The 26,697-nt window shown below is 73.6% G+C and carries 20 protein-coding genes; 13 read left to right on the top strand and 7 right to left on the bottom strand.

Going from position 1 to position 26,697, the window contains the following annotated elements; genetic code table 11:
- Position 1 precedes the first annotated feature (1 nt).
- Both ASD33_RS01995 and ASD33_RS01990 read left to right on the top strand, forming a co-directional pair.
- Positions 2–1,243 (top strand): hypothetical protein, encoded by a 1,242-nt coding sequence (locus tag ASD33_RS01995; protein ID WP_079044498.1) that lies wholly within the window; start codon positions 2–4, stop codon positions 1,241–1,243.
- 279 nt (positions 1,244–1,522) lie between these two features.
- A complete protein-coding gene (locus tag ASD33_RS01990; RefSeq protein ID WP_056553755.1) occupies positions 1,523–1,990 on the top strand; it encodes a DoxX family protein in 468 nt (155 codons plus the stop codon).
- 156 nt (positions 1,991–2,146) lie between these two features.
- Here ASD33_RS01990 and ASD33_RS01985 read toward each other — a convergent pair whose 3' ends face one another.
- Complete coding sequence (locus tag ASD33_RS01985; protein ID WP_079044495.1) at positions 2,147–3,493, bottom strand: PspC domain-containing protein; 1,347 nt, start codon at positions 3,491–3,493, stop codon at positions 2,147–2,149.
- 156 nt (positions 3,494–3,649) lie between these two features.
- Between ASD33_RS01985 and ASD33_RS01980 the strand changes: the two genes are divergently transcribed.
- Together ASD33_RS01980 and ASD33_RS01975 are read left to right on the top strand one after the other, a co-directional pair.
- A complete protein-coding gene (locus ASD33_RS01980) occupies positions 3,650–4,918 on the top strand; it encodes an ATP-binding protein (RefSeq protein WP_107103609.1) in 1,269 nt (422 codons plus the stop codon).
- Positions 4,915–5,631, top strand: a complete 717-nt coding sequence (locus ASD33_RS01975) for a response regulator transcription factor (RefSeq protein WP_056552201.1) — start codon at positions 4,915–4,917, stop codon at positions 5,629–5,631. The genes ASD33_RS01980 and ASD33_RS01975 overlap by 4 nt, the downstream gene beginning before the upstream one ends.
- Before the next feature lie 78 nt (positions 5,632–5,709).
- On the opposite strand, the gene ASD33_RS01970 is transcribed toward ASD33_RS01975, so the two are convergent.
- On the bottom strand, positions 5,710–6,825 hold the full coding sequence (locus tag ASD33_RS01970) for a C40 family peptidase (RefSeq protein WP_056553752.1): 1,116 nt from the start codon (positions 6,823–6,825) through the stop codon (positions 5,710–5,712).
- Between the two features lie 341 nt (positions 6,826–7,166).
- Between ASD33_RS01970 and ASD33_RS01965 the strand changes: the two genes are divergently transcribed.
- Together ASD33_RS01965 and pcrA are read left to right on the top strand one after the other, a co-directional pair.
- Positions 7,167–7,520 (top strand): hypothetical protein, encoded by a 354-nt coding sequence (locus ASD33_RS01965; RefSeq protein WP_056552198.1) that lies wholly within the window; start codon positions 7,167–7,169, stop codon positions 7,518–7,520.
- Positions 7,521–7,588: 68 nt separating this feature from the next.
- On the top strand, positions 7,589–10,039 hold the full coding sequence (pcrA, locus tag ASD33_RS01960) for a DNA helicase PcrA (RefSeq protein ID WP_056552195.1): 2,451 nt from the start codon (positions 7,589–7,591) through the stop codon (positions 10,037–10,039).
- Between the two features lie 111 nt (positions 10,040–10,150).
- Here the strand turns inward: pcrA and ASD33_RS01955 are convergent, their stop codons facing one another.
- Together ASD33_RS01955 and ASD33_RS01950 are read right to left on the bottom strand one after the other, a co-directional pair.
- The gene (locus tag ASD33_RS01955; RefSeq protein ID WP_056552192.1) at positions 10,151–11,878 is read right to left on the bottom strand and encodes a M23 family metallopeptidase; all 1,728 of its coding nucleotides are present in this window, start codon (positions 11,876–11,878) and stop codon (positions 10,151–10,153) included.
- A gap of 223 nt (positions 11,879–12,101) precedes the next feature.
- Entirely contained in the window at positions 12,102–12,896 is a 795-nt protein-coding gene (locus tag ASD33_RS01950) for an alpha/beta fold hydrolase (protein WP_056552189.1), read from the bottom strand.
- A gap of 302 nt (positions 12,897–13,198) precedes the next feature.
- Here ASD33_RS01950 and ASD33_RS01945 point away from each other — a divergent pair, with 302 nt between their 5' ends.
- The gene (locus tag ASD33_RS01945; RefSeq protein WP_056552186.1) at positions 13,199–13,606 is read left to right on the top strand and encodes a cobalamin B12-binding domain-containing protein; all 408 of its coding nucleotides are present in this window, start codon (positions 13,199–13,201) and stop codon (positions 13,604–13,606) included.
- 150 nt (positions 13,607–13,756) lie between these two features.
- Here the strand turns inward: ASD33_RS01945 and ASD33_RS01940 are convergent, their stop codons facing one another.
- Together ASD33_RS01940 and ASD33_RS01935 are read right to left on the bottom strand one after the other, a co-directional pair.
- On the bottom strand, positions 13,757–15,484 hold the full coding sequence (locus ASD33_RS01940) for a DUF5691 domain-containing protein (protein ID WP_242426806.1): 1,728 nt from the start codon (positions 15,482–15,484) through the stop codon (positions 13,757–13,759).
- Positions 15,485–15,639: 155 nt separating this feature from the next.
- Positions 15,640–16,989: an SWIM zinc finger family protein gene (locus ASD33_RS01935; protein ID WP_199863427.1), complete on the bottom strand. Its 1,350-nt coding sequence runs from the start codon at positions 16,987–16,989 to the stop codon at positions 15,640–15,642.
- A gap of 149 nt (positions 16,990–17,138) precedes the next feature.
- Here ASD33_RS01935 and ASD33_RS01930 point away from each other — a divergent pair, with 149 nt between their 5' ends.
- From ASD33_RS01930 to sucD, 6 genes are all read left to right on the top strand, one after another.
- On the top strand, positions 17,139–17,552 hold the full coding sequence (locus ASD33_RS01930) for an MmpS family transport accessory protein (RefSeq protein ID WP_056552183.1): 414 nt from the start codon (positions 17,139–17,141) through the stop codon (positions 17,550–17,552).
- A gap of 107 nt (positions 17,553–17,659) precedes the next feature.
- Positions 17,660–18,817 carry an AAA family ATPase gene (locus ASD33_RS01925; RefSeq protein WP_056552180.1) on the top strand — a complete coding sequence of 386 codons (1,158 nt, stop codon included), beginning with the start codon at positions 17,660–17,662 and terminating at the stop codon, positions 18,815–18,817.
- Complete coding sequence (locus tag ASD33_RS01920) at positions 18,814–21,324, top strand: DUF5682 family protein (RefSeq protein WP_242426805.1); 2,511 nt, start codon at positions 18,814–18,816, stop codon at positions 21,322–21,324. The genes ASD33_RS01925 and ASD33_RS01920 overlap by 4 nt, the downstream gene beginning before the upstream one ends.
- A complete protein-coding gene (locus ASD33_RS01915; RefSeq protein WP_242426804.1) occupies positions 21,321–22,577 on the top strand; it encodes a VWA domain-containing protein in 1,257 nt (418 codons plus the stop codon). The genes ASD33_RS01920 and ASD33_RS01915 overlap by 4 nt, the downstream gene beginning before the upstream one ends.
- Before the next feature lie 479 nt (positions 22,578–23,056).
- Entirely contained in the window at positions 23,057–24,235 is a 1,179-nt protein-coding gene (sucC, locus tag ASD33_RS01910; protein ID WP_056552178.1) for an ADP-forming succinate--CoA ligase subunit beta, read from the top strand.
- A 19-nt stretch (positions 24,236–24,254) separates the two neighbouring features.
- The gene (gene sucD, locus ASD33_RS01905; protein WP_056552175.1) at positions 24,255–25,139 is read left to right on the top strand and encodes a succinate--CoA ligase subunit alpha; all 885 of its coding nucleotides are present in this window, start codon (positions 24,255–24,257) and stop codon (positions 25,137–25,139) included.
- A 101-nt stretch (positions 25,140–25,240) separates the two neighbouring features.
- Here sucD and ASD33_RS01900 read toward each other — a convergent pair whose 3' ends face one another.
- Positions 25,241–26,638 carry a helix-turn-helix domain-containing protein gene (locus tag ASD33_RS01900; RefSeq protein ID WP_056552172.1) on the bottom strand — a complete coding sequence of 466 codons (1,398 nt, stop codon included), beginning with the start codon at positions 26,636–26,638 and terminating at the stop codon, positions 25,241–25,243.
- Positions 26,639–26,697 lie beyond the last annotated feature (59 nt).

Genomic DNA, 26,697 nt, shown 5'->3' with positions numbered 1-26,697 from the left:
AGTGGGCACCGTGGCGGTTCAAGAGGCGAGACAGTACGGCGAACACGGGACGGCCTGCGCCGGCTGCGCCCACTGCGGGCAGGCCGGCCACCGGCGCGCCGTCGCCGCCTTCCTCGCCCGGCGCGACGAACTCGCCGCCGGACACGGCGTCCCCGCGGCCGTCGCCCACTCCCCGGTCGCCGCCCGCCAGTGGGTCTCCGACGAGCTCGCCCAGTCCGCCCGCGCGGTCGCCGTGCACGGCCGCGAGGCCGGGGGCGCCTGGCTCGACCGGGTCCGCCGCGGCGGCCTCGGCGCCGTCTGGGGCGCCGCCCTCGCCCTCCTCCTCGGCCAGGCCCTCACCGCGATCGAGGCCGGCTGGACCGGAGCCCGCACGGCCGGCCTCTGCACCGCCGTGGTCCTCGCCCTGCTTCTCAGCGCCGCCGCCCACACCCACCGGGCCCGAGGCGGCCTCCTCGCCCCCCTGGTCGGTGAGGACAACCGGCTCTCCACCACCCGCGCCGTCGCCGCCGCCTGGCTCCTGCTCCTCGCCTTCACCCTCCTCTTCCTGGCGTTCCTGTCACCGGGCGCTGCCGCCTTCGCCCTGGCCCGCGGCGCGGGCCTCCTCACCGTCCTCGCCCTGGTGTCGGCCGTCACCGTGACCGCCCGCCTCGTCGTCTCCGCGGGCATCGCGGCCGGCCGCCTCCAGAAGGTGCGCGCCGACCGTCCCCGCGCCGCCGACCTGCTCTGCGACGACAGCGGCCGGGCCGCTCTCGCCGACGTCCAGTACCTCCTCGTCTCCGTCGCCGTCCTCGCCCTCACGGCCTTCGGCCTCGCCGAGGACCCCTCGCGGCTCCCCGAAGTTCCCTGGTCCCTGGTGGTGCTCCTCGGGGTCTCGGCCGCCTGGCACCTCGCCGCCAAGCTCACCGAGGGCGTCCCCCCCACGATCCACTCCGTGGTCCGGTCCCGGGAGGCCGGCGATCTCGACGCCCCGATCCGCACGGGCGACGACATCGAGATCCGCGGCTACGGCTTCGTCCCGCCCGGTGCCGGCGCCCCCGACCCGCTGACCCGCCTGGTGGTCCGCATCGGCCCCGTCCACGCCCACGTGCCACTCGTCCCGGTCCCGGGCGGCTTCGCCAACCCCACCGACACGTCCCTGACCGTCCCCCTCCCCGCCGACGTGGAACCCGGCCGGGTGGAGGTGTCGGTCGTGACGGCGGCGGGCGTGGAGACCAACCGCGTCGCGATCGACGTGGTGGACTGAAGACCGGACTGCGCATCCGGCCCCTTGGCGTGTCCCCGGAGCGGCGGTGCGAGGAGAATCGTTCCGCGAACAGCCGTACGGGGTGTGGAGAGGTGACCGACGATGACGGGACAGGCGGGCCGCGCGGGCCAGGAGTACGACCCGGCCGACGGGTTCGGCGGCAGCGGAAGCGGCAGCGGTGCCGACGGCACCGGTGGCTCCGGTGCTGCTGCTGACTCCGGTGCCGCTCGTGACTCCGGTGGTGCGACCGGTGCCGGCCGGTTCGGTGGACTCGGTGGGATCGACGGGTGGAAGGCGGTCGCCTCCCGGTACTCGCTCCTTCCTCTCCGGCTCTTCCTCGGGATCACCTTCATCTACGCCGGACTCGACAAGCTCACGGACTCCGCCTTCTTCGCGGACTCCGGCAGCGGCTCCATCGGCGAGATGATGCGGGGCGTCCGGGACTCCTCGGCCCTCCCCGCCCTCGTCGACGTCGCCCTCAAGAACCCCACCGGATTCGGCTACGCCATCGCCTTCGGGGAGCTCGCCGTCGGGATCGGGACCCTGCTGGGTCTCTACGCCCGCGTGGCGGCGCTCGGCGGCGCACTGATCTCCCTGAGCCTCTGGCTGACCGTGAGCTGGCAGGTGAATCCGTACTACCTCGGCAACGATCTGGCCTATCTGATGTCCTGGCTCCCGCTGCTGCTCGCCGGGGCGTCGGTGCTGTCGCTGGACCGGCTCCTGGCCGTGCGACGCCGTATTCGATAGGCCACCCAGGTCGCGATGCCGGCCACTCCCAGGCCGCCGCCGAGCACGGGGAACACCGCGTACCACGGGGTCGTCCAGGACCCGGCGGCGTCCCCGGCGTAGACCGCGGCCAGCGCGAGGGCGGTGAGGCCGACGAGCAGCCGGCCGGGGCGGAACTCATGAAGCAGCACGGGTGACCTCCACCTGTCCGATGCCGACCTCGAGCGAGAGGTCCAGGGTGCCCGCCGGAGTGGTCCCGGCAGGCGGTTGGATCGTGCGGGTCACATCGCGGTCCGGCGCGATGTCGATGTCGTTGGGGGTCTCGCCGGGCAGCTGCAGATCACCGAGTCCGACCTCGGCGTGCAGCTTCACCACCGCGTCCTTCGGGACGATCACCTTCAGCTGCCCCGCGCCCACCTCCGCCGACGCCGAGACGGTCGCTCCCGCCGGGAGCGGGAGCCCCGACAGATCGAGCGTGCCGACGCCGGTGCCGAGCTCGTAGTGGGACTGCACGGCGGTGACCGACGTCGGTCTCCAGGTGTCACGGACCCAATCCGTCGTGATCTCGGTGGGCAGCGCCGTCGCCAGGGCCAGCAGACCCGCCGTGATCACGGTGTGGAAGATCGTGCCGAACCCGGTCCGGCCGAGGAAGCTGCTGACGACCAGGCCGAGACCGAACACCGCGAGGGCGGCGGCCAGACCGGTCTGCAGACTCGTGCCGAGCGGCTCCGTCTCCCAGGTGAGCGCGGTGCCGGTGACCGCCGCCACCAGGGCGAGCAGGTACACGAGACCACCGATGGACAGCGGACTCCGCCGCACCGACGGCTCCGGCCGGCCGGGAGCCGCGGGAGGCGGCCCCCACTGGCTGCCGGGCTTCGGCACCTCGCCGTTCACCCGGCCGTCCTCGTCGAGGACGCCGTGCGGTCCCCACAGATAGCCGATGGCCACCTTGCCCGTCGACCCGTCCTTGACTATCGGGTCCCTCCACCAGGACGGGTGATCGGCCAGCGGCGGGGCCTTGGTCTCGGGCGGTGCCTCGGAGACCGCGAGGGCGGCCGCGGCCGACTCCACCCGGCCCTCGGGCTCCACCGCGCCGGCCTGCCGGTGCCGGGACCACACCGCCGCCGCGCACACCACGAAGGACAGCAGGAGGGCGGAGCCCAGCATCGACCCGCTGTGCAGCATCGAGAGGAAGATCCCGCAGCCCACCAGCGCCATCAGCAGCGCGGCCAGCGAGGCCCCGGAGACCCGGCCGGTCAGGACTCTGCGCCCCTCGTTCTCCTCGTCGCCCGCGAGCGGGATCAGCAGCCAGGCGAAGCCGTAGAAGATCAGTCCGAGCCCGCCCGGCACCGCCAGCACACCGAACGCGACCCGGAAGATCACCGGGTCGAGGTCGAAGTACCGCCCGAGACCACCGCAGACACCGCCCACGACCTTGCTGCCGCGCGAGCGCCGCAGGGGTGGGGTGGCCTCGGCCTCCGCCGGCGGCGGGGCCTCGTGCTGCGAAGGCATCGAACTCGTCATGCCTCCATGGTGACCGCCCGTGACGTCGAGCGGCACCGGGATCGACCCTGGCCCGACCCTGATATTCGGAGGACCCCTCTCCCTGATGCCGTACCAGGGACGATCTCAGGGCGGACCCTGATGCCCCGGGCGGGCCGAACGTGTGACGATCGGTGCATGTCCGCATCCGCTCGTGTCACCGACACCGACGAACCGCCCGTGCGCAAGCTCTACCGGAGCGCCGACGGGCGGTGGCTCGGCGGTGTCGCACGCGGCCTCGCCGGGCATCTGGGACTGCCGGTCGTGTGGGTGCGGGTGGCGTTCCTCGTCCTCACCTTCATGGACGGCCTCGGTCTGCTGGTCTACGCCGCCTTCTGGATCGTCGTCCCGCTGGGCGTGGGCGGCCGGGCCGCCCCGCGCCCCGTCTTCGAGGTCACCTCGGACGGCCGGCGCAGACTGCGCAAGCCCGACCGGGGGCAGGTCTTCGCCCTCATAGCGCTCGCGATAGGCAGCGCGGCCCTCATCGGGAACATCAACATCGACAGCGAGTCCGGACGGTACGTCTGGCCCGTCCTCCTCATCGGCGCCGGTCTCGCCGTCGTCTGGCGCCAGTCGGACAACGCCCGGCGGGCCAGCTGGACCGACGGCGGGCGACACAGCCGGGCCTTCCATGTCACGCGGGGGCTCGTCGGTGTCGCCCTGGTCGGCACCGGCCTCGCCGTCTTCGTGGTGGTCCGGGGGTCCGTCGCCCAGCTCGGCACTGCCCTCACCGCCGCCGTCGCGGTCCTCACGGGCATAGCCCTCCTCGCCGGCCCCTGGCTGGTGCGGATGTCCCAGGACCTCACCGAGGAGCGGACCATGCGCATCCGCGCCCAGGAACGCGCCGAGGTCGCGGCCCACGTCCACGACTCGGTGCTGCACACCCTCACCCTGATCCAGCGCAACGCCGAGAACGCGGCCGAGGTGCGCCGCCTCGCCCGCGCCCAGGAACGGGAGCTGCGGAACTGGCTCTACAAGCCCGAGGGCACGGGCAAGGACAAGGACGAGGAGCCCGGGACGGTCGCCGAGGCGGTGAAGAGAGCCGCGGCGGAGGTCGAGGACAAGCACGGAGTGCCGCTGGAGGTCGTCGTCGTGGGCGACTGCCCGCTCGACGACGGACTGGTGGCACAGATGCAGGCCGCGCGCGAGGCGATGGTCAACGCCGCCAAGTACGGTGGCGAGGGCGGGGCCGTGCAGGTGTACGCCGAGGTGGAGGGCCGCAGGGTCTTCGTCTCGGTGCGGGACCGGGGGCCGGGATTCGACCTGGACGCGGTGCCCGAGGACAGGATGGGCGTACGAGAATCGATCATCGGCCGAATGCAGCGCAACGGCGGCTCGGCCCGGCTGCGGTCCGTTCCGGACGGGGGCACCGAAGTGGAGCTTGAGATGGAGAGGGCGGACGGATGAGCGACGACACCGGGACAGCGGCCGGAGCCGACGCGGGGGCGGCGGGCACGGACCGCCGGGTGCGGGTGGTGCTCGTCGACGACCACCGGATGTTCCGTACCGGAGTGCAGGCGGAGATCGGCCGCACCGACGTGACCGGCGTCGAGGTGGTCGGCGAGGCCGCCGACGTCGACCAGGCGGTCACCGTGATCACGGCGACCCGCCCCGAGGTGGTGCTGCTCGACGTGCACCTGCCGGGCGGCGGTGGGGTCGAGGTGCTGCGCCGCTGCGCGAACCTCATGGGAGCGGCGGAGGACCCGGTCCGCTTCCTGGCCCTCTCGGTCTCGGACGCGGCCGAGGACGTGATCGGGGTGATCCGGGGCGGTGCCCGCGGCTACGTCACGAAGACGATCACCGGCACCGACCTGGTCGACTCGATCTTCCGGGTCCAGGAGGGCGACGCCGTGTTCTCGCCGCGGCTCGCCGGCTTCGTCCTGGACGCCTTCGCGTCGACGGACGCGCCGCCGGTGGACGAGGACATGGACCGGCTCACCCAGCGGGAGCGGGAGGTGCTGCGGCTGATCGCCCGGGGGTACGCGTACAAGGAGATCGCCAAGCAGCTCTACATCTCCGTGAAGACGGTCGAGTCGCACGTCTCCGCGGTGCTGCGGAAGCTCCAGCTCTCCAATCGCCACGAACTGACCCGCTGGGCCACCGCACGCCGCCTGGTCTGAAGTTCCGAACCCGCAGCCCGGACCTTCGACCGCAGCCGGGCGGAGGCCGCACCCCGGTCCGAGCCCGGGGTGGGGGTGTCAGGCGACTCGGGTGGCTCCCGCGAAGGGCATCTCGTCGATGGGCGCGATGCGGACCGGGGCGCCCGGGCGGGGGGCGTGGATCATCTGGCCGCCGCCGATGTAGAGGCCGACGTGGCTGATGCCGGAGTAGAAGAAGATCAGGTCGCCGGGGGCGAGCTGGGACCGGGAGACGCGCTGACCGGCGTTGATCTGGGTGTACGTGGTGCGCGGCAGGGAGACGCCCGCGGCGCGCCAGGCCGCCTGGGTGAGGCCGGAGCAGTCGTAGGCCGAGGGGCCGGTCGCGCCCCATACGTACGGCTTGCCGAGCTGGGCGCGGGCGAAGGAGATGGCCTGGGCGGCCCGTCCGGTGGGGGCGGTGACGGGGCCGCGGTCGCCGCCCGAGGAGCGGTCGGCGCGGGTCATGGCGGAGCCGCCGGTGGAGGTACCGCCGGATGTGCCGTTCCCGGCCGAGGTGCTGGTGGTGCCGTCGCGGCCGGCGGCGGCGGCCTCGTAGCGGGCGCGTTCCTCGGCGGTGAGCCGGGCGAGGAGGGTGCGGGCCTCGGTCAGTTTGCCGAGGACGGCGGCCTTCTGGCGGCGGAGCTCCGCCTCGTTGCGGCGGAGTGCGGTGAGGTGTCCGGCGGACTCGCCGCGGAGCTGCCGGATCGCTCCCAGCTCACGCCGTACGGCGGTGACGGCGGCGGCCTGCCGGCTGCCCGCCTTCTCGGCGAGGGCGGCGCGCTCCAGGTACTCGTCGGGGTCCGAGGTGAGGGCCAGCTGCACGGCGGGGTCGAGGCCTCCGGTGCGGTACTGGGCGGCGGCCATGGCGCCGAGCCCGTCGCGTGCCGTGTTGAGGCGCTGGGTCCTGCGGGCGGCCTCGTCGCGCAGCCGGTCGAAGGCGGCGCGGGCCTCGTCGGCCTTCTCCTTCGCCCCGTTGTACCGCTCGGTGGCGGCCTCGGCCTCCTCGTAGAGCCGGTCGACCTTCGCCTTGACCTGGGCGGTGGTGGGCCGGGGGTCCGCGTGCCCGGACCCTTCGAAGAGGGTCGTGGTCGCCGCGGAGGCGAGGGCGAGGGTGGCGGCGGTGCGGACGGCCGGGCGGCCGAGCGGGGACTGCCTGGGTTTTCGGTGTGCTGCCACGAGGGCGGTCACATCCTCTGTTCGAGGGGCAGGGCCCACCGGGGCCGACGGCGGGCCGCCACAGGGGAGACGGCCCGCCGCCGGGTTTCTCGGCGGGGGTGACCGACAACCGCCGGATCGCCGGCGGTGGTGGGGAGCCGGCCACCTGGTCCAGGACGCTAAACCTGGGGTCACGGCGGGGCGGAGGGTTGATCGCTATTGGCGTCAGTTGACGTGTCGGGGACCGAACTCTTTCGCCCGGAGTGAGGGGCCGGGGACATTCCGGTGCCCGCCCGACCGAAGCGCGGGAGTGGGTGGACCCGGCCGGAGCGCGGTGCTAGGGCCCCGTTAGGCTCCGCCTCATGGACGTACTCATCAATGTCTTCGTCGCCCTGCACATCATCGGGATCGCCTCCCTCCTCGGCGGCTTCCTCACCCAGATGAAGGCGATGGGCTCCGGTACGGCCCGCTTCAGCCCCGCGATGCTGCACGGCGCGCTGACCATGCTGGTCACGGGCGTCGCCCTCGTCGGCCTCAACCAGGCGGACGACCAGACCGTGAACAACCTCAAGGTCGGGATCAAGCTGCTGATCCTCGTGGTCGTCCTCGGCCTCGTCTACGTCAAGCGGGACGAGGAGAAGGTCGACAAGGGCCTTTTCGCCGCCGTCGGCGGTCTGACCACGGCGAACATCTTCATCGCGACCCTCTGGGTGTGAGCGCTTCCACAGCGCGGGTCCCGAAGGCGGGCCCGGATGTCGGTGGGGCGTCCTAGACTCGTGAGGCGATGAGCAGCCTCTTTGACGACAGCTTCCTGGCCGGCCTCCAGAACCACTCCTCGGAGGAGCCCCCGCCCCACCCCGAGGACGACGAGCACGGCTCCCCGGCCGTGGAGGACGTCCCGCACGACCTCTTCGGGGAGCACTTCGACGTGCCCCCGCCCGCCCGGGACGCGTACTACCGCGACGGCGCCCACCGGCCCGTCGTGGACCCCGCCGCGCTCCTGGACGGGCTGAACGAACAGCAGCGCGCCGCCGTCGTCCACACCGACACCCCGCTGCTCATCGTGGCCGGCGCCGGTTCCGGGAAGACCCGGGTGCTCACCCACCGCATCGCCCACCTCCTGGGCACGCGCCATGTGCACCCCGGCCAGATACTCGCGATCACCTTCACCAACAAGGCCGCCGGTGAGATGAAGGAGCGCGTCGAGCAGCTCGTCGGGCCGCGGGCCAACGCGATGTGGGTGATGACCTTCCACAGCGCGTGCGTCCGCATCCTGCGCCGCGAGTCGAAGAAGCTCGGCTTCACCTCCTCCTTCTCGATCTACGACGCCGCAGACTCCAAGCGCCTGATGTCCCTGGTCTGCCGCGACCTGGACCTCGACCCGAAGAAGTTCCCGCCGAAGTCGTTCAGCGCCAAGATCTCGAACCTGAAGAACGAGCTGATCGACGAGGAGACCTTCGCCGACCAGGCCGTCGACGGTTTCGAGAAGACGCTCGCCGAGGCGTACCGGATGTACCAGGCGCGGCTGCGCGAGGCCAACGCCCTGGACTTCGACGACATCATCATGACGACGGTCCATCTGCTCCAGGCGTTCCCGGACGTCGCCGAGCACTACCGCCGCCGCTTCCGGCACGTGCTCGTCGACGAGTACCAGGACACCAACCACGCCCAGTACACCCTGGTGCGGGAGCTGGTCGGCACCGGTTACGAGGACCTCGGCCCGGCCGAGCTGTGCGTCGTCGGTGACGCCGACCAGTCGATCTACGCCTTCCGCGGCGCGACCATCCGCAACATCCTCCAGTTCGAGGAGGACTACCCGGACGCGACGACGATCCTCCTGGAGCAGAACTACCGCTCCACGCAGACGATCCTCTCCGCCGCCAACGCCGTCATCGAGCGCAACGAGTCCCGCCGCCCCAAGAACCTCTGGACCAACGCGGGCGCGGGCGCGCAGATCACCGGCTACGTCGCGGACACCGAGCACGACGAGGCCCAGTTCGTCGCGGACGAGATCGACCGGCTCACGGACGCGGCCGAGGCCAAGGCGGGGGACGTCGCCGTCTTCTACCGGACCAACGCCCAGTCGCGCGTGTTCGAGGAGATCTTCATCCGCGTCGGGCTGCCGTACAAGGTCGTCGGCGGCGTGCGCTTCTACGAGCGCAAGGAGGTCCGGGACGTCCTCGCGTACCTGCGCGTCCTCGCCAACCCCGAGGACAACGTGCCGCTGCGCCGCATCCTCAACGTGCCCAAGCGGGGCATCGGCGAGCGCGCCGAGGCCATGATCGACGCCCTCTCGCTGCGCGAGAAGATCACCTTCCCGCAGGCCCTCAAGCGGGTCGACGAGGCGTACGGCATGGCCGCGCGTTCGGCGAACGCCGTGAAGCGGTTCAACGCGCTCATGGACGAGCTGCGCACCGTCGTCGAGTCCGGCGCCGGCCCGGCCGTCGTCCTGGAGGCCGTCCTGGAGCGGACGGGCTATCTGGCCGAGCTCCAGGCCTCGACGGACCCGCAGGACGAGACCCGGATCGAGAACCTCCAGGAACTCGCCGCCGTGGCGCTGGAGTTCGAGCAGGAGCGCGGCGAGGAGCCGGCGACGCTCGCCGAGTTCCTGGAGAAGGTCGCGCTCGTCGCCGACTCCGACCAGATCCCGGACGAGGACGAGGAGGGCAGGGGCGTCATCACCCTGATGACCCTGCACACCGCCAAGGGCCTCGAATTCCCCGTGGTGTTCCTGACGGGCATGGAGGACGGCGTCTTCCCGCACATGCGCGCCCTCGGCCAGGCGAAGGAGCTGGAGGAGGAGCGGCGCCTCGCGTACGTGGGCATCACGCGCGCGCGTGAGCGGCTCTACCTCACGCGTTCGTCGATGCGCAGCGCCTGGGGGCAGCCCTCGTACAACCCGGCCTCGCGGTTCCTGGAGGAGATCCCGCCCGCGTACCTGGAGTGGAAGCGGACCGGGCCGATGGCCAAGCCGGCCGGCCCGACCTCGGGGATCACCTCCTCGCTGTCCTCGGCGCGTTCGCGTTCCGGCCCCTCGGGCTTCGCCACCCGGCGTGCCGGCGAGAAGCCGGTGATCTCGCTCCAGGTCGGCGACCGGGTCACCCACGACCAGTTCGGCCTCGGCACGGTCATGACGGTGACCGGCGCGGGCGCGGACGCCCAGGCGACGATCGACTTCGGCGACGAGAAGCCGAAGCGGCTGCTGCTGCGGTACGCGCCGGTCGAGAAGCTGTAGCGGAGCCCCCGCGCCCGCTCGGGCGCGGGCGGTCTCCGGCTGCCGGCGAACGACAGGAGCGGGCCCCGGCTTTCGGCCGGGGCCCGCTCCTGTGCGTACGGACGAGGTGGGTCAGTTGGTCGGGTCGAGGCCGTGGCTGCGCAGCCAGGCCAGCGGGTCGATCGCGGAGCCGCCGCCGGGCCGGACCTCGAAGTGGAGGTGCGGGCCGGTGGAGTTGCCCGAGTCGCCGGAGTACGCGATGACGTCGCCGGCCTTCACCTGGCCGGAGCGGATCTTGGCGCTGCTCAGGTGGCAGTACCAGGTCTCGGTGCCGTCCGGGGCGGTCACGATCACCATGTTGCCGTAGGCGCTGTTCAGCTGGGTGCGGACGGTGCCGTCCGTCGCGGCCATCACGGGCGTGCCGGTGAACACGGGGAAGTCGATGCCGGTGTGCACGGACATCCAGTTGACGCCCGACTGCCCGAAGCGCGCGCTGAGCCGGTGGAGCTTCACGGGCAGCATGTACTTGGGACGGAGCGCCTCCTTGCGGGCCGCCTCCTCCTCGCGCTTCTTCTTGTCGGCCGCCTGGCGCTGCCGGAGGTCGATGCGCTCCTGGGTGCGGCTGGCGCGGTCGCCGAAGTCGCGGGCGTCGGCGCTGAGGGCGGCGAGCTGCGTGTCGAGCGCGTTGTTGGCGGCGACCTGCTTGACCGAGGCCGGGTCGGCGGCGGCGAGCGCGGTGGTGTCCTTCTGGCCGCCGTCGGTGCCGGGGGTGGTGAGGCCGCCGACGGAGGCGGCGGCGATGCCGGCGACCCCCATGACGCAGGCGGAGGGGACGGCGACGGTCAGCAGCGCGGAACGCTTGGCGGGGGTACGGCGACGGCCGCGGCTGCCGCCGGAGGGGCGGCGCACGGGGCGGCCGCCGAGGGGGGAGTCGGTCCGGACCTCGACGGCGGGGCGGCCGTCCGGGTCGGCGGCGCCGAAGTCGCCTTCGGTCTCGGCCTCGAAGTCCGTCTCGAAGCCGGTCTCGGTGTCGAAGTCGCCTTCGGCGGCGGTGTCGACGTCGGCTTCCGCGGTGGCGTGGTCGGCGTCGCGGCCGGACCGCTCGTCGAGGTCCTGGTGGGCCTCGGCGGCGGTCTCCGCCTCGGGCTCGTACGCGAAGGCGAACTCCGCGGTGTGCTCGGCCTGCGGGGTGTACTGCTGCGGGACGACCGGCTCGGCCTCGGGGGCCGCCTGGTTCCAGGCGGTCGCGTCGTAGGCGCCGGTGTCGGCGGCGAAGGCGGGGGCGGCCCACTGGCCGGTGGTGTCGTAGGCCTCGTAGCCGTACGCGCCCTGGGCGGCGTAGGCGCCGGAGTGGACGGTCTCGTACTGGCCGGTCTGCTGGGCCTCGGTCCAGGCGGACGCGTCCCACTGGCCGGTGGTGTCGTACGAGGCGGCGGGGTCGTACTGCGGGGCGGCGGCGTACTGGCCGGTCGTCGTCCCGTAGGTGCCGGTGGTGTCGTACGCGCCGGTCGTGTCGTACGAGCCCGTGGTGTCGTAGGCGCCGGTGGTGTTCCACTGGCCCGTGGTGTCCCACTGGCCGGTCGTGTCGTGCTGCCCGTACTGCGGGGTGGCGTACTGGGCGGGGTCGTACTGCGTGGTGTCGTACTGACCCGTGGTGGTGTCGTACGTGCCGGTCGCGGTGGTGTCGTACTGACCCGTCGTGCCGTACGTGCCGGTGGCGTCGTACTGGCCGAGGTCCCACTGGCCACTGTGGTCGGCGTGGCCGTCCGGATAGGAGCCGAAGTGCGGATCGACTCCGTAACCGCCGGTGGTGTGGGCGCCGTCTCCGGCGTACCCGGCGTGGGGGTGCTGGTCGTTCACCAACGTCTCTCTCGCCTCGGCAGCAGGACCAGTCCGGGGCGGGCCCGACGAGGGGTGTCCCGGGGGTAAGCAGTGGCGCGACTGTACCCGGCGGTATGCGCAGCCGACAATCTTCGGAAGGGTTCGCAGCCGTAGGAAACGGGCAATCGGCCGTGTTTCGCCAGCTCACGGAACGAGCTTTGGCCTTGTGTTCGAGGAACGTTCGAAGAACGGTCTCCGCGTGTCAGGCGACGGCCCCGGCGCCCGGCTCCGCCTCCCGGGCCCCCACGGCCTGTGCCCCGCCGTCCGCGTCGAGGGCCTCCCGGACCCCGGCGGCCACCGTCGGGTGCACGGGCAGCGCGAGATGTCCGATGCCGCTGACCCGGACGTTGTGCACGAGCAGGTCGGGATGGTCGAGACGGGCCGTCTCCACCGGCACCATCACCTGGTCGAGATCGCTCCAGAAGCTCACGAAACGGGTCCGGCAGCCGGTCGCCGGGCCCGCCAGCTCCCGCAGCACCTCGGAACCCGGCCGCATCTGCCGGACCAGCGGATGGGCGTCGGCGAGCGGGGCCACGGTCGTGCCCGAGTGCGGGGTGCCCAGCATCACCACGGTGCGTACCCGGGCGTCACCGCCGAGGCACTGGACGTAATAGCGGGCGATGAGCCCGCCCAGACTGTGCCCGACGATGTCGACCTCGGCGTGTCCCGTACGGGCGCGGATCTCCTCCACCCGCCGGCCGAGCAGCTCCGCGGCCGCCCGCAGGTCACAGGTGAGCGGCGAGTAGTTGAGCGACTCGACGCGGTCGCGGCCGTGACGGAGCAGGGAACGGCGCAGGAGGACGAAGACCGAACGGTTGTCGACGAAACCGTGCAGCAGGATCACCGGGCGCCGGCCCGGGGTGATCGAGGCCGGGGGAACGGTGGGGGAGAGGCGCTCGGCCACGATCCCCGAGGGGTAGAGGACGAGATGCCCGGTGAGGATCGCGAGCTCGAGGGCGGTGGCCTTCATCAGGGCGGTGACCTTGGTGAACTCCATGGCCGGCCTCCCGAACGGCACACGGGGCCGGACGGTACGCCGGTACGCCGCGCCCCCGCGCCGCACGGACGGCGGCACGGAGGCGCGGCGACCTCGTCGCGGCTCCCTTCGCGCCTCGCCCCGCTTGCGGCTGGTGGGCCCAGGAGGAGGGCCCGAAAGCGGGGTGGGGCGCAGAGCGAACATGTCCCACGTGTGATTTCCCCCTCGCTCGCCACCGCGAAACAGCCGGGTGCGGGATGCTGGCGATAACGTTCGTTCACCTCCCCGGCAATCAGGCGCGGGGGTCGCATGTGGAGGCAGTGATGGGTGTGACCGGTCCGATCCGCGTGGTGGTGGCCAAGCCGGGTCTCGACGGCCACGATCGCGGGGCCAAGGTGATCGCGCGGGCACTCCGCGACGCCGGTATGGAGGTCATCTACACCGGCCTCCACCAGACGCCCGAGCAGATCGTCGACACCGCGATCCAGGAGGACGCCGACGCGATCGGCCTCTCGATCCTCTCGGGCGCGCACAACACGCTGTTCGCGAAGGTCCTGGAGCTGCTCAAGGACCGTGACGCGGAGGACATCAAGGTCTTCGGCGGCGGCATCATCCCGGAGGCGGACATCGCGCCGCTGAAGGAGAAGGGCGTGGCGGAGATCTTCACGCCCGGCGCCACGACCGCGTCCATCGTCGACTGGGTGAACGCGAACGTCCGCGTGGCGGCGTAACCCTTCGGGACCCGCTGTCGCGGACCTCGCTTTCGGGACGCGCTTTCGGGACGCGCTTTCGGGGCCCTCCCTTCGGGGAGGGCCCTTCGGCGTGTCCGGGACGTCTCCGGGCTGTGGCCCGGCAGCCTGCGGGTCGTCTCCGGTCCGGGGCTACGGGGTGACCGGAGCGTCCGGGGCCGGTCCCGTGAGTTCGGCTCTCATCGCCTCGCGCAGCCGGAGCGTCGAGACCAGCCGCTGGAACGCCTCGGACCAGTAGCCGCCCGCGCCGGGGGACACGTCCTCGGCCTCGTCCGGCCGGGCCGTCAGGGACTCCAGCTGCCGGGCCGCCTCCGGGGCGAGGCAGCGCTCCGCGAGGCCCATCACCCCGCTGAAGCTCCACGGATAACTGCCCGCGTCCCGCGCGATGTCGAGCGCGTCGACCACCGCGCCGCCGAGCGGCTCCGCCCACGGCACCTCGCACACGCCGAGCAGCTGGAACGCCTCCGAAAGACCGTGCGCGGCGACGAACGCGGCGACCCAGAGCGCCCGTTCCTCCGGGGGCAGCGTCGACAGGAGCTGGGCCCGCTCCGCGAGCGACGACGTGCCCGGGCCCGTCGCGGGCGGATCAGCCGGCGCGCCGAGCAGCGCGCGCGACCAGGCCGCGTCCCGCTGCCGTACGGCCGCCCGGCACCAGGCCGCGTGCAGTTCGGCCTGCCAGTCGTCGCCGACCGGCAGCGCCACGATCTCCTCCGGGCCGCGTCCCCCGAACCGGGGCGGCCAGCAGGACAGCGGGGCCGCCTCGACGAGCTGGCCGAGCCACCAGGACCGCTCGCCGCGCCCCGCCGGGGGCGTCGCGACCAGCCCGTCCCGTTGCATGGCCGTGTCGCACTCGTGCGGGGCCTCGACGGTGACCGCCGGCGACGGCGCGGTTCGGTCGAGGCCTACGCACGAGACGGCGCGGTCGGCCATCCGGCCGGCGAGGGCCGAGGCCGGCAGGGCGGACAAAAGTTCGGCGGCGGTGGTACGGACGTTGCGGCTGCGGTCGCCGAGGGCCGCCTCCAGGAACTCCTCGTCCGCGTCGGAGAGCCCGCCCCGCAGCGAGTCCAGGAACATCAGCCGGTCCTCCGCCCGCTCGGCGGACCAGGTGGACGCGAGCAGGGCGAGTCCGGCGGCCGGGTCCTCGGCGCGCACGGCCGCGAGCAGGGCGACCCGCTCGGCGAACAGGCCCTCGTCCCACAGGGTGCGTACGCCCTCCGGGTCCCCGAGGTCCGGGAGCGCGCCTCCCGCACCCGCACCCCGCAGCGCGAACCGCCACTCGGGGTTGAGCCGGGCCAGCCACAGACCGCGCGGCCCCGCCAGCCGAAGGGCCTGGGGGCGCAGATCGGTACGGGCGCGGGCCGCGTCGAGGAGGGCGGGAAGGGAGGCGGACGGCGCCTTGTAGCCGTGCCGGTTGGCGAGCGTCAGCCACTGGGGGAGCAGTTCGGCGAGGTCGGGAGCGGAACCGCGCCGGCCGGCCGGGGAGGGTGCGGCCCGGCCGGCGAGCAGCTGGTCCAGCCGCCGCCTCGCCGCCTCGGGCAGGAGACCGCGAGGGTCCTCGGGCGCGGGCTCCGGCGGCGGTGCGGCGGGTCCGGGGCGCAGGCCCGCCCTGCGCCGTACGGTGTGCAGCGCGGCGGCGTCGAGCAGGGCCCCCGGCAGGTCGGCGCCGGGCACCGCGCCGAAACCGGCCACGCCGGTGGGCGTGCGCCGGTCCGTGCCGAGCAGCGCCGAGGTGACGAGCTCCTCCCAGACGCCGGCCTCGTCCGTTCCGACGTCTGCGCCTGTGCTCGCGCCTGAGCCCGTGTCCGCGTCGGCGTCCGCGGTGAGAAGCATGCCGTCGGGGGTCTTCGGGTCCGTTTCCATCGAGGTCCTCCGGTCGGTCGGCGGGCGGTGGTGGTCGGTCGTAGCGGTCCGGGTGGTCCCAGTGGTGCTGGTGGTGCTGGTAGTGCTGGTGGTGCCAGTGGTGCCGGTGGCCCCAGCAGTCCCACTGGTCCCAGCAGTCCTACTGGTCCCAGCGGTCATATGAGAGGAACCGTCTCGTCCGGCGCCTCCGGAGCCCACGCCGCGAGTGGTGTGAATCCCCGGTGCCCGCACTCGCCGAAGACCGTCAGCGGGCCGCCGCCCGACAGGGCGACGAGGCGCCAGAGGCCCGGCCGGGACTGGGCGGCGGGCGTCAGGGGTAGTGCCTCGCGGCCGTTCGCGTCGGCGAGCTGCCAGCCGTACTCCGCGCGCGTGGGCACGACCCCGCTCAGGGTCACCGGCCAGGAGTCCAGCCACGGGTCCTCCCGCAGCGCCCGCCCGTACGCGTCGAGCGCCGCGCCCACCGGGCCGCCCGGCGGTGGCGCGGCGGACGAGGCGACCGGCACGAACCGCTCGCCCGGCTCGGCCCGCAGCCGGCCGGAGCCCGCGTACGGCGTCAGCTCCCCGTCGAGCACCGCGCCCACCGGGAGCGCCAGTTGGGGTGCGCGGCCGGCCGCCCCGTACGACAGCAGGAGCGCGGTGCGCCCGGTCGTCGTGCCGTGCAGCCAGATGCGCCGGGTGGTCAGCCGGGCGTCGCCCGCGTCGTACTGCGCGAGGACGTGCCACCGGTCGCGGACCGCCGGGCCGTCGGCGGGGGCCGCGAGGCCCACCCGGGTCCGTACCGTCGTCGCGAACGCCGACGGCAGCCGTTCGGCGCCCAGCCAGGCGCGGTCGAGCAGATGGGTCAGCGCGCACTCCTCGAGAAGCCGTACCGGCCAGCCGGGGCCCGAGCCCGGTATCGCCCCCAGCTCCCGCACCCGGCCCGCGAGGCCCGGCGCCTGGGCGTCCACCATGCGCGCCGCCGTCTCCTCCCACAGGCCGTACCCCGAACGCTCCGCCGACGCCAGCCCTCCGCGCAGCAGATCGGCGAGCCGCTGCTCCAGCTCCTGGGCGCCCGAGGTGATCCGGGCCGCCCTGCGCTCGGCCCTGCGGCGCGCCGCCTCCGGGTCCGCCGGGGCTTCGGCCCCGCCGCCCTCGGCCCGGCGGGCCGCCGCGCTCGCGGCGCGCCCGCGACGTCCTTCGAGCCACGTCCCGGCCCAGTCGGGCGCGGTGGCCTCCTCGGCCGCCGTCGCCTCCGAGGCCTGGAGCAGCAGCAGTCCGAGCGCGTGCTTGCAGGGGAACTTCCGGCTCGGGCAACTGCAGTGGTACGCCGGTCCCGTGGTGTCGACGACCGTCCGGTACGGCGTGCGGCCGCTGCCCTTGCACAGGCCCCAGACGGCACCCTCGGCACGCCCGGTCCCGGACCACGGCCCGGCCGTGCCCAGCTTGCTTCCCGCTCTGCGCGACGCCTCGTCAGGAGCCAGTGCAAGCACCTGCTCGGCGGTCCAGCGCACCCCCATGGCATTCATGTCCTCGACGGTAGGGGGAGGCACTGACAATGCCCCTGGCCTGGGAGTTGGCCGATGCGGGAGGGGTCGGGAAGGATTTGACTTTGCCATCCCTTTAAGGTTGCCTGCGCGGACCAACCGATCCACACCACGCGTCCAGGGGGACCCCCATGAAGCGCACCGTCCGCACCGCCGTCTCGGCCCTCACCGTCGCCGGACTCGCCCTCGGCCTCGGCGCCTGCTCGGAGGCCGCGGAGAAGGCCGCCGACCAGGTCGACAAGTCCGTGAACGAGTCCTACGAGGTCACCTACGAGGTCACCGGAAAGGCCGTGGAGTCCATCGACTACCACGCCGGTGACGGCACCGCGATGGCGCCGAAGGTCGAGACGGAGAAGAAGCCCGCGACCCCGTGGAAGAAGACGGTGAAGCTGAAGGGCATCATGCCGCCGGCCGTCATGCCGATCTCGCTCGACCCCTCCGACCTCACCTGCAAGGTCATCTACCAGGGCAAGGTCATCAAGGAGGCCAAGGCCGAGCAGGCGATGGCCGGCGGCTGCGTGGCCGTGTCCCCCGTCGTGGGCTGACGCCCCCTCACCCCTCCAACCGGCCCTGACCAGCGGTGACATCCGATTGTCAGTGCCATGGTGCACGGTGGATCGCACAGCAGGTCGAACGATCTGGAGGGGGATCCATGACCGTGCCCGAAACCATCGCGAAGCCCGGTTCCGGTGTCGAGACGGACACCGGAACGGGGCGGACGCAGGCCGCCGCCGAGGCCCTGCGGCCGCACGCCGAGCACGCCTTCGCCGACGAACTCGCCGCGCTCGCCGCGGCCGACGACCGGCCCCGGCCCGCCCGTTGGCGCCTCTCGCCGTGGGCCGTCGCCACCTATCTCCTCGGCGGCACCCTCCCCGACGGGACGGTGATCACGCCCAAGTACGTGGGACCGCGCCGCATCGTGGAGGTCGCCGTCACCACGCTCGCCACCGACCGGGCGCTGCTGTTGCTCGGGGTGCCCGGCACCGCCAAGACCTGGGTCTCCGAGCACCTCGCCGCCGCCGTCAGCGGCGACTCCACCCTCCTCGTGCAGGGCACCGCCGGCACCCCCGAGGAGGCCATCCGGTACGGGTGGAACTACGCCCGGCTCCTCGCCCACGGCCCCAGCCGCGACGCGCTCGTGCCGAGCCCCGTCATGCGCGCCATGTCCCAGGGCATGACGGCCCGGGTGGAGGAACTGACCCGCATCCCCGCCGACGTGCAGGACACGCTCATCACGATCCTGTCCGAGAAGACCCTGCCCGTCCCCGAGCTGGGCCAGGAGATCCAGGCCGTCCCCGGGTTCAACCTGATCGCCACGGCCAACGACCGCGACCGAGGCGTCAACGAACTCTCCAGCGCGCTGCGCCGCCGCTTCAACACGGTCGTGCTGCCGCTGCCCGCGACCCCCGAGGCCGAGGTCGACATCGTCGCTCGCCGTGTCGAGCAGCTCGGGCGTTCCCTGGAACTGCCGGCCGTCCCTGAGGGGGTGGACGAGATCCGCCGGGTCGTCACCGTCTTCCGCGAGCTGCGGGACGGGGTCACCACGGACGGACGGACCCGGGTCAAGTCCCCCTCGGGGACGCTCTCGACGGCCGAGGCGATCTCCGTCGTGACCGGCGGACTCGCGCTCGCCGCCCACTTCGGCGACGGGGTGCTGCGGCCCGCGGACATCGCGGCGGGCATCCTCGGCGCGGTCGTCCGCGACCCGGCGGCCGACCGGGTCGTCTGGCAGGAGTACCTGGAGACGGTGGTCAGGGAGAGAGACGGCTGGAAGGACTTCTACCGCGCTTGCCGCGAGGTGAGCGCATGACGGCCGCCGCCGTGGCCGCCGGGGCGGTCCTCGGGACGGTCACGGGGGCGGAGCGGACCGGCGGGTCCGTTCCCGCCGCCGGGGGCGAGTGGACCTCCGGGCCGGGGGGCGGTGCCGGCGGTGAGCCGACCTCCGGGCCGGGGGCCGGTCCTGCCGCCGGAGCCTCCGTTCCTGCCGCCCGTGCCGAGGGCACCCCCCGTTCCGCGCGCGTCGGTGGGCCGCTCGTGCTCGGGGTGCGGCACCACGGGCCCGGGTCCGCGCGGGGCGTGCGGGCCGCGCTGGACGCGGAGAAGCCCGCCGTGGTGCTCGTCGAGGGGCCCGCCGAGGCCGACGCGCTCGTGGCGCTCGCCGGGGACCCCGGCATGCGCCCGCCGGTCGCTCTGCTCGCCCACGCCGTGGACGACCCGGGACGGGCCGCGTTCTGGCCCATGGCCGAGTTCTCGCCCGAGTGGGTCGCGATCCGCTGGGCCCTCGACCGGGGCGCCGCCGTCCGCTTCATCGACCTGCCCGCCGCCCACAGCCTCGCCGCCGCCGACCCCACCTGGGACGACGGGGAGGACGAGGTCTCCGGGAGCGGACTGCGCATCGATCCGGTCGCCGAACTCGCCGGGGCCGCCGGGTACGAGGACGCCGAGCGCTGGTGGGAGGACGTCGTCGAACTGCGCGGCGACGCCGACCCCACCGCCCCGTTCGAGGCGCTCGCCGAGGCCATGGGCGCGCTCCGGGAGGCGTACGGGCACGGCGGCCACCCCCGCGACCTGGTCCGCGAGGCGTACATGCGGCTCCAGCTCCGCGCCGCCCGCAAGGAGTACGGCGAGGCCGTCGCCGTCGTCTGCGGCGCCTGGCACGTCCCCGCCCTCACCCGGCGGACGACCGTCGCCGCCGACCGGGCCCTGCTCAAGGGCCTGCCCAAGGTGAAGACCGAGATGACCTGGGTCCCCTGGACCCACCGCAGGCTCGCCCGCCGCTCGGGGTACGGCGCGGGCATCGAGGCGCCCGGCTGGTACGCCCACCTCTTCGCCGCCCCCGACCGGCCCGTCGAGCGCTGGATGACCAAGGTCGCCGGACTCCTCAGGGCCGAGGACCACCTCGTCTCCTCCGCCCACGTCATCGAGGCCGTCCGGCTCGCCGACACCCTCGCCGCCCTGCGCGGCCGGCCGCTCCCCGGGCTCGACGAGACGACCGACGCGATCCGCGCGGTGCTCTGCGAGGGCTCCGACGTCCCGCTCGACCTCGTCCGGGACCGTCTCGTCGTCGGCGACGTGCTCGGCGAGGTCCCCGACGGCGCCCCCGCCGTCCCCCTCCAGCGCGACCTGGCCCGCCGTCAGCGCACCCTGCGCCTCAAGCCCGAGGCGCACGAACGCGAGCTCGACCTCGACCTCCGCAAGGACACGGACGGCGAGCGCAGCCGTCTGCTGCACCGGCTGCGGCTCCTCGGCGTCGACTGGGGCGCACCGGCCGCCGGCCGTTCCGGCACCGGCACCTTCCGGGAGGGCTGGCGGCTGCGGTGGGAGCCCGAGCTGCACGTCCAGGTCGCCGAGGCCGGGGTCTGGGGCACCACCGTCGAGGCGGCCGCCACCGCCAGGGCCCGGTCCCTGGCCGTGGCGGCGACCGGCCTCGCCGACATCACCGCCCTCGCCGAGCAGTGCCTGCTCGCCGGGCTCGCCGACGCGCTGCCCGTCGTGATGCGCGCGCTCGCCGACCGGGCCGCGCTCGACACCGACGTCGCCCACCTCGCCCAGGCACTCCCGGCCCTCGCCCGCTCCCTGCGCTACGGCGACGTGCGGGGCACCGACACGGCGGCCCTCGCCGAGGTCGCCGCCGGACTCGCGGAGCGGATCTGCGTGGGGCTGCCGCCCGCCTGCGCCGGACTCGACGCCGACGCGGCCGCCGCCATGCGCGAGCGGATCGACGAGGTGCACCGGTCCCTCGGTCTGCTGCCCGGCGCGGACGGGCTCACCGAGCGCTGGGCGGGCGTCCTGCGGCGCCTCGCGGACCGCGACCGGATACCGGGCGTCCTGCGCGGCCGGGCCGCCCGGCTCCTCCTCGACGAGGGACGGCTCGCCGAGGACGAGGCGGCCCTGCTGATGAGCAGGGCCCTCTCGCCCGGCACGCCGCCGCCCGACGCCGCCGCCTGGATCGATGGCTTCGTCGGCGGCGCGTCGGGCGGGGGCCTGCTCCTCGTCCACGACGAACGGCTCCTCGGCCTGCTCGACGACTGGCTCACGGGCGTTCCCGCCGAGGCGTTCACCGACGTCCTGCCGCTGCTGCGCCGGACCTTCTCGGCGTACGAGCCGGGGGTGCGCCGCACCCTCGGCGAGCTGGCCGCCCGGGGACCGGGCTCCGGCGGCCCCGGGCACACCGCGCCGGGCACACCGGGGTTCGCCCCGACGCTCGACCGGGAGCGGGCGGACGCCGTACTGCCCCTCCTCCACCTCGTCCTCGGCCCGCACCCCGACCCGCAGCCCGGCCCGCACCTCGTCCCCGGCAAGGAGGCCCCCGTATGACCACGGACCCGACCGCCACCCTGGCCACCACCGCCCCTCTGGCCGCAGGTGCCACCGGCCCCCTCGCCACCACCCCTCACACCGCCGCCCCCGGCGCCCGCCCCGACGACGGTGACGAGCGGCTGCGGCGGTGGCGGCTCGTCCTCGGGGGAGGGGAGGCCGACGGCACCGGGCGGGCGCTCGCCGGTACGGACGCCGCCATGGACGGAGCCCTCACCGCGCTCTACGGCCGCCAGGGCCAGGGCGGGGACCGCGCCGGGAGGGACCGTTCGGCCGGGCTCGGTGCCTCCGCACCCTCCGTCGCCCGCTGGCTCGGCGACATCCGTACGTACTTCCCCAGCTCCGTCGTCCAGATCATGCAGCGCGACGCGATCGACCGCCTCGGCCTCGCCACGCTCCTCCTGGAGCCGGAGATGCTGGAGGCCGTCGAGGCGGACGTGCACCTCGTCGGCACCCTGCTCTCCCTCCACAAGGCCATGCCCGAGACGACCAGGGAGACCGCGCGGATCGTCGTGCGCAAGGTCGTCGACGAGCTGGAGAAGCGCCTCGCCACCCGTACCCGCGCGACCCTGACCGGCGCGCTCGACCGTTCCGCCCGGATCAGCCGGCCCCGCCACCGGGACATCGACTGGGACCGTACGATCCGCGCCAACCTCAAGAACTACCTGCCCGAGCACCGCACGATCGTCCCCGAGCGGCTCGTCGGCCACGGGCGGGCCTCCCAGGCGGTCCGCAAGGAGGTCGTGCTCTGCATCGACCAGTCGGGCTCGATGGCCGCCTCCGTCGTGTACGCCTCCGTCTTCGGCGCGGTGCTCGCGTCGATGCGGTCGATCGCCACCCGGCTGGTCGTCTTCGACACGGCCGTCGTCGACCTGACCGACCGGCTCGACGACCCGGTCGACGTCCTGTTCGGCACCCAGCTGGGCGGCGGTACGGACATCAACCGGGCGCTCGCCCACTGCCAGTCGAAGATCACCCGGCCCGCCGACACGGTCGTCGTCCTCATCAGCGACCTGTACGAGGGGGGCATCCGCGACGAGATGCTGAAGCGGGTCGCGGCGATGAAGGCCTCCGGGGTCCAGTTCGTGGCGCTGCTCGCGCTCTCCGACGAGGGCGCCCCGGCCTACGACCGCGACCACGCGGCGGCGCTGGCCGCGCTCGGGGCGCCGGCCTTCGCCTGCACCCCCGACCTGTTCCCGGAGGTGATGGCGGCGGCCCTGGAGAAGCGCCCGCTGCCGATACCCGAGGCGTGACCGGCCTGCCCGCACCTGACCGATACCCGTGGCCAGGCCGGCCGGCCCGCTCGCCCCCGACCGGCGCCCGCGGCCCGAGCGCCCCAGGTGCGGAATCCGTAGCCCCCGACCACCCGCACGGGTGCCCGCAGGGTGACTGAGTCCCATATCACACCCCTTTCGGAACGGCCCTCACCCTGCGTTCCGGCGCGCCGTGAGGGGGCGGGAGCCCAAGCCCCACCTGCCGTGCACGCCCCCCGCCCCCGCCCGCCGCCCCCTACGGACGGCCCCCTCGCCCCTACGATCTGTGACCCGTATCACCGCTCCGTTGTGACCTGCGATTTAGGGACCCACGTCCCACGGCGATAACCTGCGAGACGGACATGCCGCGTCCACGGACAACCGTGTGCGCCTCCCTTGTGACAGTGCAGTCACGTTGCCCTTCGCGGCACGCCCACGCAGACAACGAACCGCGATCATCAGAAAAGGGACGGACGCGCGTGGACCTGTTCGAGTACCAGGCGAGGGACCTCTTCGCCAAGCACGGTGTACCGGTGCTGGCCGGTGAAGTCATCGACACGCCTGAGGCGGCGCGCGAGGCCACCGAGCGTCTTGGCGGCAAGTCGGTCGTCAAGGCGCAGGTGAAGGTCGGCGGCCGCGGCAAGGCCGGCGGCGTGAAGCTGGCCGCCACCCCGGACGAGGCCGTCGCTCGCGCGACGGACATCCTCGGGATGGACATCAAGGGCCACACGGTCCACAAGGTGATGATCGCCGAGCTGTCCCCGGAGATCGAGGCGGAGTACTACGTCTCGTACCTCCTCGACCGCACCAACCGCACCTTCCTCGCCATGGCGTCGGTGCAGGGCGGCATGGACATCGAGGAGGTCGCGGAGAAGACCCCCGAGGCCCTCGCGAAGGTCCCGGTCAACGCCGTCGACGGCGTGAACATCGAGAAGGCCCGCGAGATCGTGGCCCTGGCGAAGTTCCCGGCCGAGGTGGCCGAGGGCGTCGCCGAGGCGATGGTGACCCTGTGGGACACCTTCGTCGCCGAGGACGCGCTCCTCGTCGAGGTCAACCCCCTGGTGAAGACCAAGGACGGCCGCATCCTGGCGCTGGACGGCAAGGTGTCTCTCGACGAGAACGCCGACTTCCGTCAGCCCGGCCACGAGGCGCTCGAGGACAAGGCCGCAGCCAACCCGCTCGAGGCTGCCGCCAAGGCCAAGAACCTCAACTACGTCAAGCTCGACGGCGAGGTCGGCATCATCGGCAACGGCGCCGGCCTGGTCATGTCGACCCTGGACGTCGTCGCGTACGCCGGTGAGAACCACGGCGGCGTGAAGCCGGCCAACTTCCTCGACATCGGTGGCGGCGCCTCCGCCGAGGTCATGGCGAACGGCCTGGAGATCATCCTGGGCGACCCGGACGTCAAGTCCGTGTTCGTCAACGTCTTCGGTGGCATCACCGCCTGTGACGAGGTCGCCAACGGCATCGTCCAGGCCCTGGAGCTCCTCGCCTCCCGTGGCGACGAGGTCACCAAGCCGCTGGTCGTGCGCCTCGACGGCAACAACGCGGAGCTGGGTCGCAAGATCCTGTCGGACGCGAACCACCCGCTCGTGCAGCGCGTGGACACCATGGACGGCGCGGCCGACAAGGCCGCCGAGCTCGCGGCTGCGAAGTAAGGGACGAGGTCAGAACACCATGGCTATCTTCCTGACCAAGGACAGCAAGGTCATCGTCCAGGGCATGACCGGTGCCACGGGCATGAAGCACACCAAGCTCATGCTGGGTGACGGCACCAACATCGTCGGTGGCGTGAACCCGCGCAAGGCCGGCACGACCGTCGACTTCGACGGCACCGAGGTCCCGGTCTTCGGCTCCGTCGCCGAGGCGATGAAGGAGACCGGCGCCAACGTCTCGGTCCTCTTCGTCCCGCCGGCCTTCGCCAAGGCCGCCGTGGTCGAGGCGATCGACGCCGAGATCCCCCTCGCGGTCGTCATCACCGAGGGCATCGCCGTCCACGACTCCGCCGCCTTCTGGGCGTACGCGCAGTCGAAGGGCAACAAGACCCGCATCATCGGCCCGAACTGCCCCGGTCTCATCACCCCGGGCCAGTCCAACGCCGGCATCATCCCGGGCGACATCACGAAGCCGGGCCGCATCGGCCTGGTCTCGAAGTCCGGCACGCTGACGTACCAGATGATGTACGAGCTCCGTGACATCGGCTTCTCGTCCGCCGTCGGCATCGGTGGCGACCCGGTCATCGGCACCACGCACATCGACGCCCTCGCGGCGTTCGAGGCGGACCCCGACACCGACCTGATCGTCATGATCGGTGAGATCGGCGGCGACGCCGAGGAGCGTGCGGCCGACTTCATCAAGGCCAACGTCACCAAGCCGGTCGTCGGCTACGTCGCGGGCTTCACCGCGCCCGAGGGCAAGACCATGGGCCACGCCGGCGCCATCGTCTCCGGCTCCTCCGGCACCGCCCAGGCGAAGAAGGAGGCCCTCGAGGCCGCCGGCGTCAAGGTCGGCAAGACGCCGACCGAGACGGCCAAGCTGGCGCGCGCCATCCTCGCGGGCTGAACGGGCTGAAACGCACAGCAGCCTGACAGGCAGTACGTGAGCGGGCCCCGCCCCTCCCGGGAAACCGGGTGGGGGCGGGGCCCGCTCACGTGTGTGCCGGGTTACTCGGCCGCAGGAAGCAGCCGTTCCGGACCCGGGTTCGGCTGGGAGCGCAGCTTCTCGCGGAGCTCCACGTCCTCCGGGCGGAGCTTCTGCGGACCGCCGCGCACCGGCACGCCGTTGACGGTCTCGCCGGGGGCGTTGACGGGGATGTACCGGGTCGGCGCGGTCGCCGCCGTGAAGCCGGTGACGCCGATGAGGACCGCCGTCACCCCCAGCACCGCCCGCGTCCACGTCCGGATCAGCCGGTCGCTGCCCGTGCGGACGGTACGGGCGGCCGGGAGGGTCGCCGTCGGCGCCTCCGAGACCAGCGCGCCGAGCCGCCGGTGCAGGACCTCCGGCTCGGCCAGCTCGGGAATCCGCCGCCCGAGGACGGTCCGGGCGTGCAGCAGCCGGTTGGCGGCGGCGGGGGTACTGGCCTCGGTCTCGGCCGCCGTCTCCGGCAGGTCGAGGCCGAGCCCGTCGTACAGCAGGACGGTACGGCGGTACGGCGGCGGCAGTTCGAGGAGCGCGGAGAGCAGCGCGCGCCGGTTCGCCTCCGTCGGCGGGGCGTCGGGGTGCTTGTGGGCGCGGCGCAGCCGGTGCCAGGGGGAGAGGGCGTACTCGTAGGCCGTCGCGCGCACCCAGCCGACCGGGTCCGGGTCGACGGCGACCTCGGGCCAGTGCCGCCAGGCGTGCTGGAAGGCGTACTCGACGGCCTCGCGGGAGAGCCGGCGGCGGCCGGTCAGCAGATAGGTCTGGTGGACGAGGCCGGGGGCGGCGTGCGCGTAGAGCGCGTCGAAGGCCTGCTCGGGCGTGAGCGACGGCGCCTCGGAGGGCGCCGGCGCCGGCGCCGGCGCCGGCGCGGGGGTGGGGGCCGCCGCGTCCGCCGGTACCGGTTTCAGCCGCTCCTGCGGCTTCGGGGCGCCCTTGCGGGCGGGGCCGGAGGTGATGGCGGGGGCAGGCGAGGGGGCCTTCGGCGGCCGTCCGGCCCGCTTGGCGGTGGCCTTGGGCCGGACACCGGCGGACTCGGCGGCCTGAACCCGCGCGGGCGGCTTCAGGAAGGACGGGGTCTGGGCGTGGGGGTGGGGGTAGGTCTGGGCGTGGGACGGGGCTTGGGACTGCCCCTGCGCCTGCGCCTGCGCCTGTGCCTGGGACTGCCCCTGTGCCTGCGGCGGCGCGGGGCTGCGCTCGTCCGAGCCCTCGGGCCCGTCCGTGCCGAGCAGCTTCGCGTACGCCTCGCGCTTGCGGCCCCGGGGCGTCGAGCGCCCCGTCTCCCACGCTCTGACCGTGGCCTTCGTGACGCCCATGGCCTCGGCGACCTGCTCCTCGCTCAGGGCGAGGGCCTCACGCAACCTGCGCCGCTCCTTCGGGGTCGGCAGGGTGACGGCGGATGCGGAATCCGCGGTGCTCCGGCTCATCGGCGTCGACCTCCCGCAGAGCTGCTCTGGGCGGAAAAGTACATAAACGTATCTTGAGC

It is taken from the genome of Streptomyces sp. Root1304 (assembly GCF_001426405.1).
Taxonomy (GTDB): Bacteria; Actinomycetota; Actinomycetes; order Streptomycetales; family Streptomycetaceae; genus Streptomyces.
This window is presented reverse-complemented; position numbering and strand designations above follow the sequence as displayed.

What these genes read in the sequence shown, in the direction of transcription:
- ASD33_RS01935 (WP_199863427.1), bottom strand. Translation starts at nt 16,989, where the DNA reads ATGAATGCCATGGGGGTGCGCTGGACCGCCGAGCAGGTGCTTGCACTG.
- ASD33_RS01980 (WP_107103609.1), top strand. Translation starts at nt 3,650, where the DNA reads ATGTCCGCATCCGCTCGTGTCACCGACACCGACGAACCGCCCGTGCGC.
- ASD33_RS01975 (WP_056552201.1), top strand. Translation starts at nt 4,915, where the DNA reads ATGAGCGACGACACCGGGACAGCGGCCGGAGCCGACGCGGGGGCGGCG.
- ASD33_RS01965 (WP_056552198.1), top strand. Translation starts at nt 7,167, where the DNA reads ATGGACGTACTCATCAATGTCTTCGTCGCCCTGCACATCATCGGGATC.
- sucD (WP_056552175.1), top strand. Translation starts at nt 24,255, where the DNA reads ATGGCTATCTTCCTGACCAAGGACAGCAAGGTCATCGTCCAGGGCATG.
- ASD33_RS01950 (WP_056552189.1), bottom strand. Translation starts at nt 12,896, where the DNA reads ATGGAGTTCACCAAGGTCACCGCCCTGATGAAGGCCACCGCCCTCGAG.
- ASD33_RS01925 (WP_056552180.1), top strand. Translation starts at nt 17,660, where the DNA reads ATGACCGTGCCCGAAACCATCGCGAAGCCCGGTTCCGGTGTCGAGACG.
- ASD33_RS01900 (WP_056552172.1), bottom strand. Translation starts at nt 26,638, where the DNA reads ATGAGCCGGAGCACCGCGGATTCCGCATCCGCCGTCACCCTGCCGACC.
- ASD33_RS01915 (WP_242426804.1), top strand. Translation starts at nt 21,321, where the DNA reads ATGACCACGGACCCGACCGCCACCCTGGCCACCACCGCCCCTCTGGCC.
- ASD33_RS01920 (WP_242426805.1), top strand. Translation starts at nt 18,814, where the DNA reads ATGACGGCCGCCGCCGTGGCCGCCGGGGCGGTCCTCGGGACGGTCACG.
- ASD33_RS01940 (WP_242426806.1), bottom strand. Translation starts at nt 15,484, where the DNA reads ATGGAAACGGACCCGAAGACCCCCGACGGCATGCTTCTCACCGCGGAC.
- ASD33_RS01945 (WP_056552186.1), top strand. Translation starts at nt 13,199, where the DNA reads ATGGGTGTGACCGGTCCGATCCGCGTGGTGGTGGCCAAGCCGGGTCTC.
- ASD33_RS01985 (WP_079044495.1), bottom strand. Translation starts at nt 3,493, where the DNA reads ATGACGAGTTCGATGCCTTCGCAGCACGAGGCCCCGCCGCCGGCGGAG.
- ASD33_RS01930 (WP_056552183.1), top strand. Translation starts at nt 17,139, where the DNA reads ATGAAGCGCACCGTCCGCACCGCCGTCTCGGCCCTCACCGTCGCCGGA.
- pcrA (WP_056552195.1), top strand. Translation starts at nt 7,589, where the DNA reads ATGAGCAGCCTCTTTGACGACAGCTTCCTGGCCGGCCTCCAGAACCAC.